Source organism: Dichotomicrobium thermohalophilum, from assembly GCF_003550175.1.
Classification (GTDB): Bacteria; Pseudomonadota; Alphaproteobacteria; order Rhizobiales; family Rhodomicrobiaceae; genus Dichotomicrobium; species Dichotomicrobium thermohalophilum.
Window position 1 is genome coordinate 1,564,513 of sequence record NZ_QXDF01000001.1, and the last position, 15,503, is coordinate 1,580,015.

The window sequence follows — 15,503 nt, forward strand, 5'->3', positions numbered from 1 at the left end:
TGAGCGGCCTCAGCCGCCATCGCCAGGCATGATCGCGCAATTTGCGCCGGGCGTCACCTCAAGGCCGATCACGACCGGGTGAGCGCCCGGCGAAACCGATTAGGCGGTGAGGCGGCGCAACACGTAATGCAGGATGCCGCCGTTGCGGTAATAGGTCAGTTCGTCCTCGGTATCGATCCGGCAGACGAGCGGCAACTCCTTCACCGAACCATCCTCGAATGTGACCTCGGCAGTCAGCTTTGCGCCCGGTTTCAGATTATCGAGGCCGCGGATCGTCACGGTCTCCTTGCCGGTGATGCCGGCCGTCTCCCAGGTCTGGCCCTGATCGAACACCAGCGGCAGCACGCCCATGCCGATCAGGTTCGAGCGGTGGATGCGCTCGAAAGATTCCGCGATCACGGCCTGCACGCCGAGAAGGCGGGTCCCCTTGGCTGCCCAGTCGCGGCTGGAGCCGGTCCCGTACTCCTTGCCGGCGAATACCACGAGCGGCGTGCCCTGTTCGGCATAACGCATCGCCGCGTCGTAGATCGGCATCTGCTCGCCGGAGGGCTGATGGACCGTATAGCCACCCTCGACGCCCGGCACCATCTGGTTCTTGATGCGGATGTTGCCGAAGGTGCCGCGCATCATCACTTCGTGGTTACCGCGCCGCGCACCGAACGAGTTGAAGTCGCGGTGCTCGACACCGCGGCTGATCAGATACTGGCCGGCGGGCGAGGAGCGCGGGATGGCGCCGGCCGGGCTGATATGGTCGGTCGTGATTGAATCTCCGAACAGCCCGAGGATGCGGGCGCCCTCAATGTCGCTCACCGGCTTCGGCTCGGCTGACATGCCGTCGAAGAACGGCGGGCGCTGAACGTAGGTGGATTCATCGTTCCAGTTGTAGGTGACAGTCACCTCGGCGGCGCTGAGAGCCCGCCAGTGCTCATCGCCCTTGAAGACGTCAGCGTAACGGGTCTTGAACATCTCCGGCGTGATCGTGGTGCGGACGATCTCGGCGATCTCCTTGGTCGAGGGCCAGATGTCCTTGAGATAAATGGGCTCGCCCGCCTCGTTCTTGTCGATCGGGTCGGCGGCGATGTTGACGTTCAGCGACCCGGCCAGCGCATAGGCGACCACCAGCGGCGGGGAGGCGAGGTAGTTCGCCCGCACATCCGGGTTGATGCGGCCCTCGAAGTTGCGGTTGCCCGAAAGAACAGCGGAGGCGATCAGGTCGTTTTCATGGATTGCCTTGGAGATCGGCTCGTCCAGCGGACCGGAGTTGCCGATGCAGGTCGTGCAGCCGTAGCCGACGAGATTGAACCCGAGCGCGTCGAGATCGTCCTGCAGCCCGGCCTTTTCCAGATAGTCTGTCACGACCTGGCTGCCCGGCGCGAAGGAGGTCTTGACCCAAGGCTTGGTCGCGATGCCTTTTTCCCGCGCATTGCGTGCGACGAGGCCAGCACCGACCAACACGCTCGGGTTCGACGTGTTTGTGCAGGAGGTAATCGCCGCGATGACGACGTCACCGTCCGAGAGGGTGTAATTCGCGCCTTCGACCGGAGCGCTGTGGTTGAAAGTCGGGAAGCTTCCGGAGCCTTCTTCGTCCATGTCCGAGCGCGGCCCGTCATCGGTAACGCCGCGCATCTCGGCGACCGCCTTGCGGAAAGCGGTGTGCGCGTGGCTGAGCGGCACCCGGTCCTGCGGCCGGCGTGGTCCGGCGAGCGACGGCTCGACGGTGTCGAGATCGAGGTCCAGCACAGCGGTGAATTCCGGCGTCTGCGTGCCTGTCTCGCGCCACATGCCCTGAGCCTTGGCATAGGCTTCGACGAGCTGGATGTGCTCCTCCTCGCGGCCGGTGGCGCGGAGGTATTTCAGCGTGTCCTCGTCGACGGGGAAGAAGCCGCAGGTGGCGCCGTACTCCGGCGACATGTTGGCGAGCGTGGCCTGATCCTCCAGCGAGAGATGATCCAGCCCGTCACCCGAGTATTCGACAAACTTTCCGACCACGCCCTGCTTGCGCAGCATCTCGGTGACCGTCAGCACCAGGTCCGTCGCGGTCACGCCCTCGTTCAGGGCCCCGTGGAAGCGTACACCGACCACCTCCGGGATCACCATCGAGATCGGCTGGCCCAGCATGGCGGCTTCCGCCTCGATACCGCCGACGCCCCAGCCGAGAACGGACAGGCCATTGATCATGGTCGTATGGCTATCGGTGCCCACCAGCGTGTCCGGAAAGGCCTGCAGGACGCGATCGCCATTGCGCCCTGTTTCCTTCACCCAGACGGTGCGGCCCAGATATTCCAGGTTGACCTGATGGCAGATGCCGGTGCCCGGCGGCACGACGCGGAAGTTGTCGAAGGCTTCAGCGCCCCAGCGCAGGAAGCCATAGCGCTCCTTGTTGCGCTCGTATTCGTGCTCGACATTGGCGGCGAAGGCTTTGGGGTTGCCGTACTCGTCCACCATGACCGAGTGGTCGATGACGAGGTCGACCGGCACAAGCGGATTGATCTTCGTCGGGTCGCCGCCGAGCTGCGCCATGGCATCGCGCATCGCTGCGAGATCGACAACGGCGGGCACGCCAGTGAAGTCCTGCATCAGCACACGCGCTGGGCGATAGGCGATCTCGTGGCTGGAGCGATGTTCTTTGAGCCAGTCGCGGACGGCGCGGATGTCATCGGCCGTGACGGAGCGGCCGTCCTCGAAGCGCAGCAGGTTCTCCAGCAGCACCTTCAGCGAGAAGGGCAGCCGCGATATGCCTTCAAGCCCGTTTTTCTCGGCTTCGGGCAGGCTGAAATACTCGTAGGTCGTGTCACCGACCTTCAGCGTGCGGCGGCAGTTGAAGCTGTCGAGGGATTGGGGCGCGTCGCTTTGCGTCATGATGTGCTCCTTGCGTTGCAGCCGGGGCGGCCCGGCGCTGAATTTGACTGGGGCGGAGCGCGTCTGGCGCAGGCTCCGTTGTCACGCGCCGCCGCGGGAGCGCCTCACGACGGGGCCGGCGAGAGGGGGCAAACGGCAATGTTCACCCGGAACCGGCCCTCGTATATATAGATTGCCGAACGGCGCCGGGACAAGCGCATCGCGGGCGTTCATGCATCCCCGCCGTTCATGTCTGTTTACAACCCTGCGACATCGACTTCCGTTCCCGGCGAGCGGTGGCCGAGACGAACCGCAAGTGATCCCCCGAATGAAGCTGGTGGTCGACAATCTGAGCTGTGCGCGCGGGCGTCGCAGGGTCCTGGAAGGCGTGAGCTTTTCCGCCGCCGATGGTGAAAGCGTGCTGCTGAGCGGCGCCAACGGCTCGGGAAAGACCACGCTTCTGCGCACCCTAGCGGGCTTCATGACCCCGCACAGCGGCGCGGCGCGGCTGGAAGGCGGGCCGGAGGGCTTCGGCCTGGACGAGTGCTGCCACTATGTCGGACATCTGAACGGCATCAAGTCGGGCTTCTCGGTCGATGAGAACCTGGCGTTTCTGGCGGCCTATCTCGGCGGCAACGGGCTGGAGGCGATCGACGAGGCGGCTTATGCCTTCGATCTGGAGCCGCTGAGGCACGTCCCGGCGGGATTTCTTTCGGCGGGGCAGAAGCGACGGCTGGGGCTGGCGCGGCTGGCTCTGGCCTGGCGGCCGGTCTGGCTGCTGGATGAGCCGACGGTGTCGCTCGATGTCGCCTCGCAGGAGCTGCTGGCCGAGGCGGTGCGCGCGCACGCCGGGTCGGGCGGGATCATTGTCGCCGCGAGCCATGTGCCGCTGGGCGTGGGGTTTTCGCGCACGGTTCACCTTGCCGGTGGTCACGCCGAGATCGAGGAGGCGGCATGAAGGCGTTTCTGGCGCTCGTCGGCCGCGATCTCCGGCTTGCCTGGCGCGAGGGCGGGGCGATTGGCGTCGCCCTGGGCTTTTACCTGATCGTGGTCGCGATCCTGCCGCTCGGGCTGGGGCCGGACCTTAAGCTGCTGAGCCGGATTGCGCCGGGCGTGCTTTGGGTGGCGCTGCTGTTGGCCGCGCTGTTGTCGGCGGATCGCATTTTCTACAATGACTACGAAGACGGTGCGCTGGAGGTGATCGCGCTGGGGCCGCTGCCGATTGAGGCGGTGGCGGCGGCGAAGTGCCTCGCGCACTGGCTGAGTGTCGGGGTGCCGCTGGCCCTGCTCGCCCCAATATTGGGGCTCATGCTGAACCTCGACATCAAGGGCTACGGGCCGCTTATCTTCACGATGCTCGCGGGCACGCCGGCGATCAGCTTTATCGGCGCGATCGGCGCGGCGCTGACGCTGGGCCTGCGCCGCGGCGGGCTGTTGCTGTCGCTTTTGATCCTGCCGCTTTACGTCCCGGTTTTGATCTTCGGCGTGTCGAGCATGGATGCGGTCCTGACCGGCCCCGGCTCGTTCTGGACGCCGTTCGCAATCCTTTGCGCGCTCAGCCTCGCGTCGATCGCGCTTGCGCCGTTCGCCGCAGCGGCGGCGCTACGCATGAACCTGCAGTGAGCCGTTATGGGCTTTTACAACGAGCGCATCCTGCCTCATCTGATCGCCGTCACCATGCGTCACGGCGAACTGAATCCGTATCGCGAGCGCATCGTCGGCGCGGCGGAGGGCCGCGTGCTTGAAGTCGGTGTCGGCGCCGGCGCGAACCTGCCGTTTTACGGATCGGGGGTCAGCGATGTCTTCGGCCTCGATCCGTCGAAGCGGCTGCTGGAGATGGCGGCGAAGGCCGGGCCGCTGCATCCGTTGGAGGCGTCTGCCGAAGCGATCCCGCTGGAGGCGGACAGCGTCGATACGGTGGTGACGACCTGGACGCTGTGCTCGATCCCTGATGCGCACGCCGCGCTAACAGAGATGCGCCGCGTGTTGAAGCCGGGCGGGCGGCTGCTGTTCGTCGAGCACGGGCTGTCGCCGGACAAGCGCGTGCGCTGGTTCCAGAACCGCATCACCCCCATCTGGCGGTGTCTGGCCGGCGGCTGCCACATGAACCGCCCGATCGATTTGCTCATCCGTGAGGCGGGCTGGAAAATCGAAAAAATTGACACCGGCTATCTGCGCGGCCCCAATCCGGCAACTTACATGTATGAAGGGAGCGCGCGGCCTGGCTGACGCGCGTGATTGCCCGGGCGCAACGAAGAGGCTAGAAAACTGGGATGAACGGTTTTTCGCGGCTTGCCAATCCTTCGGTGTTCCTGCGTCTGAGTGGACGCATTCTTCCGGTTCTCTATGTCGTCACGGCTGGACTGTTCGCTGTTGGCCTTTACATGGCGTTTTTCGTTGCGCCCCCCGATTACCAGCAGGGCGAGACGGTGCGCATCATGTTCGTGCATGTGCCGAGCGCCTGGCTGGCCATGTTCGCCTATCTGCTGATCGCGATTTCCGGGGCGGGCTCGCTGATCTGGCGGCACCCGCTGGCCGATGTCTCGGCGAAGGCTGCCGCGCCGATCGGCGCCGCTTTCACGTTTCTCGCCCTTGTTACCGGCGCCTTGTGGGGTAAGCCGATGTGGGGCGCCTACTGGGTCTGGGACGCGCGGCTGACTTCCTTCCTGATCCTGTTTTTCCTTTATCTGGGGCTGATCGCGCTCTGGGAGGCGATCGAGGAGCCGTCCAAGGCCGGACGCGCGACCGCGATCCTGGCGCTCGTCGGCGTCGTCAACCTGCCGATCATCAAGTTCTCGGTGGACTGGTGGAACACGCTGCATCAGCCCGCAAGCGTGATGCGCATGGACGGCCCGACGATTGACGCCTCGATCCTCTACCCGTTGCTGGTGATGGCCGTGGCGTTTACATGCCTGTTCATCATGCTGCATCTGAAAGCCATGCGTGCGGAAATCCTTGGCCGGCGGGTCAACACGATGCTGGTCACGCAGGTCGAGCAAGCTGCGCGCCGCCCGCGGGGCGGACCGGCAACGGCGGAGCAGGACGGATGATCGATCTTGGCCCTCATGCTGCCTTCATCTGGCTTTCATACGCTGCAGCAGTGGTCGTTGTTGCCGGTCTGATGGCCTGGGCATTCGGCGGTGAAGCGCGCAACCGCGCCAAGCTGGCGGAACTGGAGCGCCGCGGGATCACTCGCCGCTCGCGGAGCGGGCAAGTCGGCGCTCCCGAACCGGACGGCACGGATGATTGACGGACAAACGGGATGAACAACCGGGACGATCGCTGGGCTGAACACGACGAGATCTGGGGCAACGACGAGTTCGTCGACGAACGCGTCACCACAAGTCGCGTGCGCGGCCTCATCGTGCTCATCCCGCTGCTGGTGTTCATCGGGCTGGCGATCTTGTTCGCCTTGTCGCTGCACTCCGGCGACCCCTCCAAGCTGCCGTCACCGCTGATCGGCAAGCCTGCGCCGCAAACGGATCTGCCTCCGGTGCCCGGCCTCACGGTCGAGGGCGAGCAGCTCCCCGGCTTCGACAGCGCCGATCTGTCAAACGGCAACGTCCATGTCGTGAACATCTGGGCGTCATGGTGCGCGCCGTGCCGGCTGGAACATGAGTATCTCGTGGAGCTGCGCGAACTCCGCCCCGGCGCGGCGCTTTATGGCATCAACTACAAGGACACGCCCGAAGCGGCGGCACGCTTCATCCGCCAGCTCGGCAATCCGTTCGACGCCGTGGGCGAAGACCGGCGCGGCCGCGCGGGCGTCGAATGGGGCGTCACGGGTGTGCCCGAGACCTTCGTCGTCGATGGCGATGGTATCATCATTCACAAGATCACCGGGCCGATTGACGAAGAGAACCTCCGCAGCGAACTGCTGCCCGCAATCGATGGCGCCGACCCGTCCGCCCGGCAGGCGCGCGCCGGCGGATAGTTTTCAGCGAATTTTCCCGGCCAGCTAAACCCTTTGCTAACCCATGATGCTGATCCTGATCCCGGCGTGAGCGCGCAATGCGCTGGCGCGGGTGTGATGGGGCAAGTCATGGCAAAGTCGTGGAGTTATGGGGAGCGGGACTACCGCGCGATCGAAGACGCGCTGATGGGCTCGGATTACGGGCGCTGGTTTCTTGGCGAGTATCTCGCGCGCAACCGCTCCGAGGAGACGCAACGTCTGCTGGAAGCGCTCGACCGGCTGGAGGACAGCCTCGGTGCAGGCGTCAACGCGGACAGGCTGCCGCGGCTGCGTGAAATTGCTTTGGAGATCGACGCAGCTCTGGGGGATGCGCTGGCGCGGATCGAGCCGGAAACGACGGTCCCGTCCCTGGAGCCGCCGGTCGAGACGATCCTGGAGGCGGTCGAGGACATCAACAGCTTCCTGGAGTCGCTCACGGCGCGGCGTGTGTATCAGCGCCTGTCCGAGAAAATCCGGGCGCGGCTGGCCGACATTCAGGCGTCCTGCGCGCAGGTCGACAGCCGCTCGGAGGCTGCACAAACGCTAACCCAGGTGCTGAGCGATTTGCGGGCGCGGTTGAGTGCCGTCGACGTGGGGTTGGAGGCCCCGGATCTCAGCAACGATGGCGACGGACCGCGGTTCCCGCGCAAGCTGCTGGAAGAGCTCGCCGCGGCATTCGGGCCCGGCCGGTCGGCACCGGCGCGCGGTTAGGCGATCGTCTCGCAGAACGTCAGGGGATCGACATTGCCGCCAGAGAGGATAACGCCGATCGCGCCGTCGGTTGCCGGCTGAAAGCGCCCGCTGAGAAGCGCGGCGAGGCCCACCGCTCCGCCCGGCTCGACGACGAGCTTCAACTCCTCGAAGGCAAATCGCATGGCCGCGCGCGCCTCGTCATCGCTAACGACAACGCCGCTCGTGAGCAACACCCGGCTGAGCGCGAAGGTGATCTCTCCTGGCTGTCCGATCAGCAGCGAGTCGCAGATCGACCCGGACAGGCGCGCATTGTGCTCGCGCCGGCCGCTGGCCAGCGACCGCGCATAGTCATCGAACCCTTCGGGCTCCACGCTGTACACGTCGCAGTCCGGCGCCAGATGCTTGATGCCGAGGGCAATGCCGGAGACGAGCCCGCCGCCGCTCGCGGGAACCAGCACGGCGCTCAGCGGTGCGTCCATCGCCGCGGCCTGTTCATGAAGCTCCAGCCCGGCTGTGCCCTGTCCGGTGATGATATCCGGGTGGTCATAGGGCGGGACGTAAAGCGCGCCCCGCTCGCCGCACAGCTTGCAGGCGATCGCCTCGCGGTCTTCTGTGTCGCGATCGAACAGCACGATTTCAGCGCCCGAGCGGCGCGTGCGTTCCAGCTTCAGCCTGGGCGCATCGCGCGGCATGACGATCGTCGCGGGCAGACCGGCCAGACGCGCGGCCTCGGCGACGCCTTGCGCGTGATTGCCGGACGAGCAGGCCACGACCCCGCCGGGCCAGGCTGCCTTGTCGATCTGGCTGATGCAGTTGTGCGCGCCACGGAACTTGAAGGCGCCGGTGCGCTGCAGCGTCTCGGCCTTGAGCAGCACACGCGCGCCGACGCGTTCGTTCAGGATGGGTGATTCAAGGGTCGGTGTAAGGGCGGCGTAGCCGGCCAGGCGCTTGCGCGCCGCGAGCACGTCCTCGAACGTGGGAACCTTCGGATGGCCATCTGTTTCTGCGTTGGGCGCGGTTTCGCTCCTATCCTGCGTCTCGGTCATCACGGCCCCCGTCATCCTTGCGGGAGGCCAATGTCAGGCGCAGTTCTCAAGCGGCTCGGATTCGGCGATGCGAATGTTGTCGAGCAGTTGCCGCGTACAGGCCTCCCACGAGAATTTAAGCGCAAATTCGCGGCAGGCGCTACGGTCAATGTTGAGCGCCGCGCGCGCGGCGCGGCCCAGATCTTCGTCGAGCACGCCCACGCGCCCATGGAGGATCACATCCTTCGGCCCCGTGACCGGGTAGGCGGCCACAGGCGTGCCGCAGGCCAGTGCTTCCAGCAGCACAACGCCGTAGGTGTCGGTGAGGCTCGGGAACACGAACACGTCGGCGGACGCGAAATGCGCAGCCAGTTCCTCGCCGAATTTCGGCCCGGTGAAGGTCACATCTGGGTAGCGGCGGCGCAGGCTGTCGAGTTGCGGACCGGGTCCGACCACGACCTTCTTGCCCGGCAGGTCCAGATCGAGGAACGCGCCGATGTTCTTTTCCGGCGCCACGCGGCCCACATACATGAACACGGGCGCATCGCTACCGAACAGCCGCTCGTTGCGCGGCCGGAAGAGTTCGGTGTCGACGCCGCGCGTCCACGAATAGATGTTGGTGAAGCCGCGGGCGGCCAACTCGTCCCGCAGCGAGTCGGTCGAGACCATCACCCCGTTCCCGGCATTGTGGAACCAGCGCATGTAAGCATAGCCCCAGGACACAGGGACCGGCACCCGGGCGGCCACGTATTCGGGAAATCGCGTGTGATAGCTCGTCGTGAAGGGCAGACCGGCGCGCAGGCAGTAGTTCCGGGTCGCCAGGCCGATCGGTCCCTCGGTGGCGACATGGATGAATTCGGGCTGGAAGCGCTCGATCTCCTTGCGCACGCCCCGCCGGGAAATCATCGCCAAGCGGATTTCCGGGTAGGTAGGGCAGGGCATGCTGGGCCGGCTGTTCGGTGTCAGAAAGGCGATCTCATGGCCCATTGCCTCGGCGTACTTGGCGAAATGCTCATAGGTGCGCACCACGCCGTTCACCTGCGGGTGCCAGGCGTCGGTCGCCACAAGGAGTCGCATCGGCTGCTGCGTGTGGATATTCACGGCGGACCTGTCCGGTTTTGCCGAGTTGTCAGGCGGCTTTGGTGATGTCTTGCGGCTCCGCGGGCCGCCGCTGCTGCCCGGATACGTCCATCCAACGTATCATTTCAAGCCTGCCGTCCATGGTCTCGCCCACGGCGGTGCCGCTCTCGACCCAGTCGCCGGTATTGACGTAGAGGATGTCCTCGAACTGGCGCATCGCCGGGTGGTGGATGTGGCCACAGATGACACCATCGGCGTTCTGTCGGCGCGCCTCGCCGATCAGCGCGTTCTCGAAGTCGCCGATGTAGTTCACCGCCTTCTTGACCTTGTGCTTCAGGTAGCCCGAGAGCGACCAGTAGGACAGGCCGAAGCCGCGGCGCACCTTGTTGAAGGCCGTGTTCACGCCCAACGCCGTGACGTAAGCCCAGTCGCCCAGCAGCGCCAGCCATTTGACGTAGCGTATCACCACGTCGAATTCATCCCCGTGCATGACGAGAAAGCGCCGGCCGTCGGCGGTCTCGTGGATGTCATTGAGCTTGAACTCGACCCCGCCGAACTGCTGCCCGCAATAGGAGCGGAGGGCCTCGTCGTGGTTGCCGGGGATGAAGATCAGCTGCGAACCTTTGCGCACCTTCCGCAGCAGCTTCTGGATGACGTCATTATGCGCCTGCGGCCAATGCGGCACGCGCTTGATCCGCCAGAAATCGACGACATCACCTACCAGATAAATCGTGTCGGCGTCGAACTTGCGCAGGAAATCCAGTAGCGCCTCGGCCTGGCAAGCCTTGGTGCCGAGATGGATGTCGGACAGGAAAAGCGTCCGGTAATGTTTTGTTGGCTCCGCTGTCAGGGCTCGCTCCCGCACCTCAATTGATCCCGTTAACGCGTGAATGAAACCGATTCATGTTTCAGCCATGTGACAGCGCCTGTCCGTGTACTCGGCTGAGACCTTTTGTGCCGTTTCGTCCCAAAATCGCCGCAAGGCCGGGCCAGCGTCATCTCCGGTTGATCGGCGCCGCAAGCGCAAGTACGGCGCGCGGCGCAAGTGATGTTAATACGTGTCCTAGCACAATCCAGATGATCCGGCGATATCAAAGCATACGCGTGAACATCCTGCCGATTGCGGCCGCTTTCGCGCTGCTGACAACGTCCGCGACGAGCGCGCGGGCCGGCGAAATCTGCATCCGCTGCACCGCCCCCGAACAGACCTATCGCTGCGCCGTGGTCGGCAACGAGGTGCCAGCCGATTTGCGGCGCCGGGGCTTCTATTGTGCCTCGCGCATCGCGAAGGACGAGGGCCACGATACATGTGCGGCTGTGCGCAAGGAAACGCAATGCCAGGGCGTTCAGCGCAGCTATGTTTATGATCCGCACGCCGCGGTCCCCGGGCCGCTGGCGGATGAATCGCAGGCCGGGACAGAAGACGAAGCTGAGCGGACAGAGGACGATGACGGCCCGCCGAAAACGGTCGTCGATCTGACCCGCGAGACCGCCCGACAGACCGAAGAGAGCCTTGAGGAGGCTGCCGATCAGACCGTGGAGACCACGCGCGGCGTCGGCGAGCGCGTGCGTGACGCAGCCGGGACAGCGGCCACTGCCGTCGAAGAAGCGACCCGGACAACCATCAGATGCATCGGGTCCTTGTTTGATGATTGCTGACATGATGCGTCCGGCACTGCGCCGCGGCCTAAGAGCATTGATCGCGGCAGTTGCGGGCGCCGGGCTGCTGGCCCTAAGCGGCTGCGGGGCAACGCTTGAGAATCAGCCGCTCAACGAGGTCCTGCGCACCGAAGTGGCGCGGACCAAGTCCGCCAATACCGGGATGTCCGACACTCTGATCGGCCTGAGTTTTTCAGGCGGCGGTACCCGCGCGGCGGCGTTTTCCTTCGGCGTGCTCAAGGAGCTTCAGCGCACGCGCGTGGTGAACGGCAGCCGGGACGTGACCCTCGCGGGCGAGATCGACTTCCTGTCCTCGGTCTCCGGCGGCTCGGTGACGGCGGCGGCGTTCGCGCTGCACCGGGAGAAGACGCTGCGGGATTTCCGCGAGAAGTTCCTGCTGGTGAACGTTGAAGCGTCGCTGCGCACCTCGCTCTCGCTGGCGAATGTCCTGCGCGCCAGCCTCGGCGGCGTGAACGACCGCACGGGCTTGCAGGACTGGCTCGACCGCAACCTGTTCGAGGGCGCGACCTTCGGCGATGTCGCGGATAATGGGGGGCCGATCGTCTGGATCAACGCTTCGGATATCTATAACCGCACCCCGTTCGTCTTCAATCAGCAGACCTTCGCGGCGATCTGCAGCGATCTGTCGAGCTTCCCGCTGTCCGAGGCGGTGGCGGCCTCGGCGGCGGTGCCGCTGGTGTTCGCGCCGGTCGTCCTCAAGAACTATGCGCCGGAGTGCCCTTATGAGACTCCCGACTGGGTGCCGCGCATGGCCGGCGACCCGGAAGCGCCGGCGGTGCTGCGCGCGAACGCCGAGGCGATACAGCGCTACCGCAGGAACGAGCAGGTGCAGTTCGTCAAGCTGCTCGACGGCGGGCTGACCGACAATCTTGGCCTCAGCGGGCTGGTGCTGGCAAAACTGGCGGCGAAGACCCCTTATGAGCCCTTGAAGCCGGCCGAGGCGATCCGTATGGAGCGCATGCTGTTCATCATCGTCGACTCCGGCCGGCCGCCTGCAGGGGATTGGGCGAAGACGCCCGACGGCCCGGAGGCGCAAGAGCTGATTCTGGCGGTCTCTGACACCGCGATCGACGCCAATGTCCGCGGCTCGTACGACTACTTCAGCAACCTGATGTCGGAATGGCGGCGGGAACTTATCGACTACCGCTGCGGCCTGTCCCCCGCGGAAGTGCAGCGGATCGCCGGCGTTGGGCCGGACTGGCAGTGCGACGACCTGGATTTTTTCACTGCGCGTGTTGCTTTTGATCAGATGCAGGATGAGAAGATCCGCGACCGGCTCGACTCGATCCCCACGCGCTTCAAGCTGCCGGAAGAGGACGTCGACCTCCTGATCCGCTCGGCCGGGGAAATCCTGCGCGCGGACGACGAATATCGCGCCTTTCTCAAGTCCTTCTCGTCGGAGATGGTTATCTCGCGGCGGATGGTGCCTGTCCAGTAACGCCCATCCTGTTGTGCGCTGCGTCATAAACGTGCGACACTGCGCGTCTAGGATGCCGTGCTATGACGATACATAACCTCGATTACCTGTTCCGCCCGTCCTCCGTGGCGCTGTTCGGCGCGAGCGAACGGCCCGGGTCGGTGGGCGCGACCGTCGCGGCGAACCTGCTCTCGGGCGGGTTCAATGGCCCTGTGTGGTTCGTCAACCCAAAGCACAAGAACGTGCAGGGCCAGCCGTGCTACGCCAGCACCGATGAGTTGCCGGGCACACCGGATCTCGCGGTGATCGCCATTCCCGCACAGGCGGTCCCCGAGCTGATCGCGGCACTGGGCAACAGAGGGTGCCGGGCAGCGATCGTGCTGACCGCCGGCATCGAGGGCGAGCTCGAGACCCGCATGCTGGAAGCCGCGCGTCCGCACGGTCTCAGGATCCTCGGGCCGAACTGCATCGGTCTTCTCATGGGCGGCTCCGGGCTGAACGCCAGCTTCTCGCACACGGCGCCGATTCCCGGCGATCTCGCGATTGTTTCGCAATCCGGCGCGCTGCTGACTTCCGTGCTCGACTGGGCGAACGGCCGGCAGATCGGCTTTTCGCTGATGGCCTCGGTCGGCAACATGGCCGACATCGACTTCGGCGACATGCTGGACTACCTCGCCGGCGATGTCTCCAGCAAGGCCATCCTTCTCTACGTCGAGGGCATCAAGAACGCGCCGAAATTCATGTCGGCGGCGCGGCGCGCGGCACGGTCCAAGCCGGTGATCGTCATCAAGACCGGCCGACACGAAACGGCTGCGCAGGCCGCGGCCTCGCATACCGGCGCGCTGGCGGGTTCGGACAAGGTGTATGATGCCGCCTTCCGACGCGCGGGCGTGCTGCGCGTGCCGGATCTGGATGAACTGTTCATTGCCGCCGAGACGGCCGAGCGGATCGGGACCATCCCCGGCGAGCGGCTGACCATCCTGACCAATGGCGGCGGCGCGGGTGTTCTGGCCGCGGACGCGCTGGCCGACGAGGACGGCGAACTCTCCGAGCTGTCGGATGACACGACGGCAAAGCTCCACGAACTCCTGCCGGAAACCTGGTCGGGTGCCAACCCGGTGGACATCATCGGCGATGCCGGGCCGGACCGGTACAAGAGCGCCATGAGCACGCTGCTTGCGGACCCGGAGACCGAGGCCATACTTGTCATGAACTGCCCCACCGCGCTCGCCTCGAGTGAGGATACGGCGCGTGCGGTGATCGAGGCCGTGAACGAGCAGCGCCAGGCTGGCCGGAGCGCACCCGTCGTGACGAACTGGCTCGGTTCGGAGGCGTCGGCCAAGGCACGAGAGATGTTCGCGGAGAATAACATTCCTTCCTTCGAGACGCCTCGCCAGGCCGTGCGCGGTTTCATGCACCTCGTGCACTACTCGCGCGCACAGAAGGAACTGATGCGCGCCCCGCCCATGCTTCCCCGTCCGCTGTCCTTCGATTCCGAGACGGCGCAGAAGCAGATAGACGACGTGGTCAAGTCCGGGCGCAGCATGATGACCGAGCCGGAAGCAAAGCGGCTGCTGCAGGCTTACAACGTGCCGATCGTGCCGGCCTTCGAGGCCACGACGCCCGAGGACGTGCGCGAAGCCGCAGAGGAGATCCTGAGGGACTATTCAAGCGTCGTCCTCAAGATCCTGTCGCACGATATCAGCCACAAATCCGATGTGGGCGGGGTGCGGCTCGATATTTCCTCCGCCGAGCGTGCGGCCAAGGCGGCCGAGGAGATGATGGAGCGCATCGGAAAGGAGCGCCCCGATGCTCGGATCGAGGGCATCAGCGTCCAGCCGATGATACACGGCAAGCTGGCCCATGAGCTGATCGTCGGCATGACCGAGGACCAGACTTTCGGCCCCGTCATCCTGTTCGGCGCGGGGGGTACGGCGGTCGAGGTCGTCAAGGACACGGCGATGGCGCTGCCGCCGCTCGACCTCAAGCTGGCGAACGACCTGATCCGCGAAACCCGCATTTCGCGTCTGCTGCGCGGCTACCGCGACCGTCCGGCGGCGGACATGGACTCGATCGCGCTGACGCTGGTCAAAGTCAGCTATCTCATCGCGCAGCATCCGGAAATCCGCGAGCTGGACATCAACCCGCTACGCGCGGATGAGAACGGCGCGGTCGCGCTGGACGCGCGCGTGGTGCTCGCCGATCAGAATAAGTCGCCGCGCACGCCCATGGCTATCCGGCCGTACCCGCATGAGTGGGAAAAGACGATCACTCTGGAGGGCTTTGGCGAGGTTTTCATCCGCCCGATCCGGCCGGACGACGAGAAGCTCTACGAGGAGATGATCCAGCGCATGGACCAGAACGATCTGCGCCTGCGTTTCTTCTCCCCGCAGCGGCACCTCTCGCGCAAGTTTCTCGCTCGGCTCACGCAAATCGATTACGGTCGGGAGATTGCCTTCGTCGCGCTCACCCCTTCGGAAGACGAGATGCTTGGTGTTGCGCGCTTCTTCGCCGACCCGGACTACCGCAAGGCCGAGTATGCGGTGATGACCCGGTCCGATCTGAAAGGGCGCGGCCTGGGCTGGCAGCTCATGCGCCATCTGATCGACTATGCCAAGGCAGAAGGGTTGGAGCGGCTTTACGGTTCGGTGCTGAGCGAAAACGTCACCATGCTGCGCATGTGCCAGCAGCTCGGCTTCAACACCCGCCACGACCCCGAGGACCCGTCGATTTTCCAGGTTGAGCTACCGCTGAATCCATCCCCGGAGAGCGGCGACTGAGCCGCTTTCGCACTTGCGAAATCACCGGCCGCGCGTCA

The 15,503-nt window shown here is 65.2% G+C and carries 14 protein-coding genes; 10 read left to right on the forward strand and 4 right to left on the reverse strand.

What is annotated here, in order from left to right:
• Nucleotides 1–99: 99 nt before the first annotated feature.
• Nucleotides 100–2,859 carry an aconitate hydratase AcnA gene (gene acnA / locus BXY53_RS07185; RefSeq protein ID WP_119061160.1) on the reverse strand — a complete coding sequence of 920 codons (2,760 nt, stop codon included), beginning with the start codon at nt 2,857–2,859 and terminating at the stop codon, nt 100–102.
• Nucleotides 2,860–3,166: 307 nt separating this feature from the next.
• On the opposite strand from acnA, the gene ccmA reads away from it, so the two are divergent.
• The 7 genes from ccmA to BXY53_RS07220 all read left to right on the forward strand — a co-directional run bounded on the left by ccmA (nt 3,167) and on the right by BXY53_RS07220 (nt 7,501).
• The gene (ccmA, locus tag BXY53_RS07190; RefSeq protein WP_119061161.1) at nt 3,167–3,796 is read left to right on the forward strand and encodes a heme ABC exporter ATP-binding protein CcmA; all 630 of its coding nucleotides are present in this window, start codon (nt 3,167–3,169) and stop codon (nt 3,794–3,796) included.
• On the forward strand, nt 3,793–4,461 hold the full coding sequence (gene ccmB / locus BXY53_RS07195) for a heme exporter protein CcmB (RefSeq protein ID WP_119061162.1): 669 nt from the start codon (nt 3,793–3,795) through the stop codon (nt 4,459–4,461). Before ccmA ends, ccmB begins: the two co-directional genes overlap by 4 nt.
• A gap of 6 nt (nt 4,462–4,467) precedes the next feature.
• Entirely contained in the window at nt 4,468–5,067 is a 600-nt protein-coding gene (locus tag BXY53_RS07200) for a class I SAM-dependent methyltransferase (protein ID WP_119061163.1), read from the forward strand.
• 44 nt (nt 5,068–5,111) lie between these two features.
• On the forward strand, nt 5,112–5,888 hold the full coding sequence (locus BXY53_RS07205) for a heme ABC transporter permease (protein ID WP_119061164.1): 777 nt from the start codon (nt 5,112–5,114) through the stop codon (nt 5,886–5,888).
• Entirely contained in the window at nt 5,885–6,088 is a 204-nt protein-coding gene (gene ccmD / locus BXY53_RS07210; RefSeq protein WP_119061165.1) for a heme exporter protein CcmD, read from the forward strand. Before BXY53_RS07205 ends, ccmD begins: the two co-directional genes overlap by 4 nt.
• A gap of 12 nt (nt 6,089–6,100) precedes the next feature.
• Nucleotides 6,101–6,772 carry a DsbE family thiol:disulfide interchange protein gene (locus BXY53_RS07215; protein ID WP_119061166.1) on the forward strand — a complete coding sequence of 224 codons (672 nt, stop codon included), beginning with the start codon at nt 6,101–6,103 and terminating at the stop codon, nt 6,770–6,772.
• Between the two features lie 108 nt (nt 6,773–6,880).
• A complete protein-coding gene (locus tag BXY53_RS07220; RefSeq protein ID WP_119061167.1) occupies nt 6,881–7,501 on the forward strand; it encodes a hypothetical protein in 621 nt (206 codons plus the stop codon).
• Here the strand turns inward: BXY53_RS07220 and BXY53_RS07225 are convergent.
• The 3 genes from BXY53_RS07225 to BXY53_RS07235 are packed head-to-tail and all read right to left on the reverse strand — an operon-like array spanning nt 7,498 to nt 10,453.
• Nucleotides 7,498–8,529 carry a threonine ammonia-lyase gene (locus BXY53_RS07225; RefSeq protein ID WP_119061817.1) on the reverse strand — a complete coding sequence of 344 codons (1,032 nt, stop codon included), beginning with the start codon at nt 8,527–8,529 and terminating at the stop codon, nt 7,498–7,500. The two genes, BXY53_RS07220 and BXY53_RS07225, sit on opposite strands and share 4 nt — an antisense overlap.
• A gap of 33 nt (nt 8,530–8,562) precedes the next feature.
• Complete coding sequence (locus BXY53_RS07230; RefSeq protein ID WP_119061168.1) at nt 8,563–9,585, reverse strand: glycosyltransferase family 4 protein; 1,023 nt, start codon at nt 9,583–9,585, stop codon at nt 8,563–8,565.
• A 52-nt stretch (nt 9,586–9,637) separates the two neighbouring features.
• Nucleotides 9,638–10,453, reverse strand: coding sequence for a UDP-2,3-diacylglucosamine diphosphatase (locus tag BXY53_RS07235; RefSeq protein ID WP_245410385.1), 816 nt, complete (start codon nt 10,451–10,453; stop codon nt 9,638–9,640).
• 212 nt (nt 10,454–10,665) lie between these two features.
• Here BXY53_RS07235 and BXY53_RS07240 point away from each other — a divergent pair, with 212 nt between their 5' ends.
• From BXY53_RS07240 to BXY53_RS07250, 3 genes are all read left to right on the forward strand, one after another.
• Nucleotides 10,666–11,247: a hypothetical protein gene (locus tag BXY53_RS07240; RefSeq protein WP_119061169.1), complete on the forward strand. Its 582-nt coding sequence runs from the start codon at nt 10,666–10,668 to the stop codon at nt 11,245–11,247.
• Nucleotide 11,248: 1 nt separating this feature from the next.
• Nucleotides 11,249–12,706: a patatin-like phospholipase family protein gene (locus BXY53_RS07245; RefSeq protein ID WP_245410386.1), complete on the forward strand. Its 1,458-nt coding sequence runs from the start codon at nt 11,249–11,251 to the stop codon at nt 12,704–12,706.
• Nucleotides 12,707–12,768: 62 nt separating this feature from the next.
• A complete protein-coding gene (locus tag BXY53_RS07250) occupies nt 12,769–15,465 on the forward strand; it encodes a bifunctional acetate--CoA ligase family protein/GNAT family N-acetyltransferase (protein WP_119061171.1) in 2,697 nt (898 codons plus the stop codon).
• Nucleotides 15,466–15,503 lie beyond the last annotated feature (38 nt).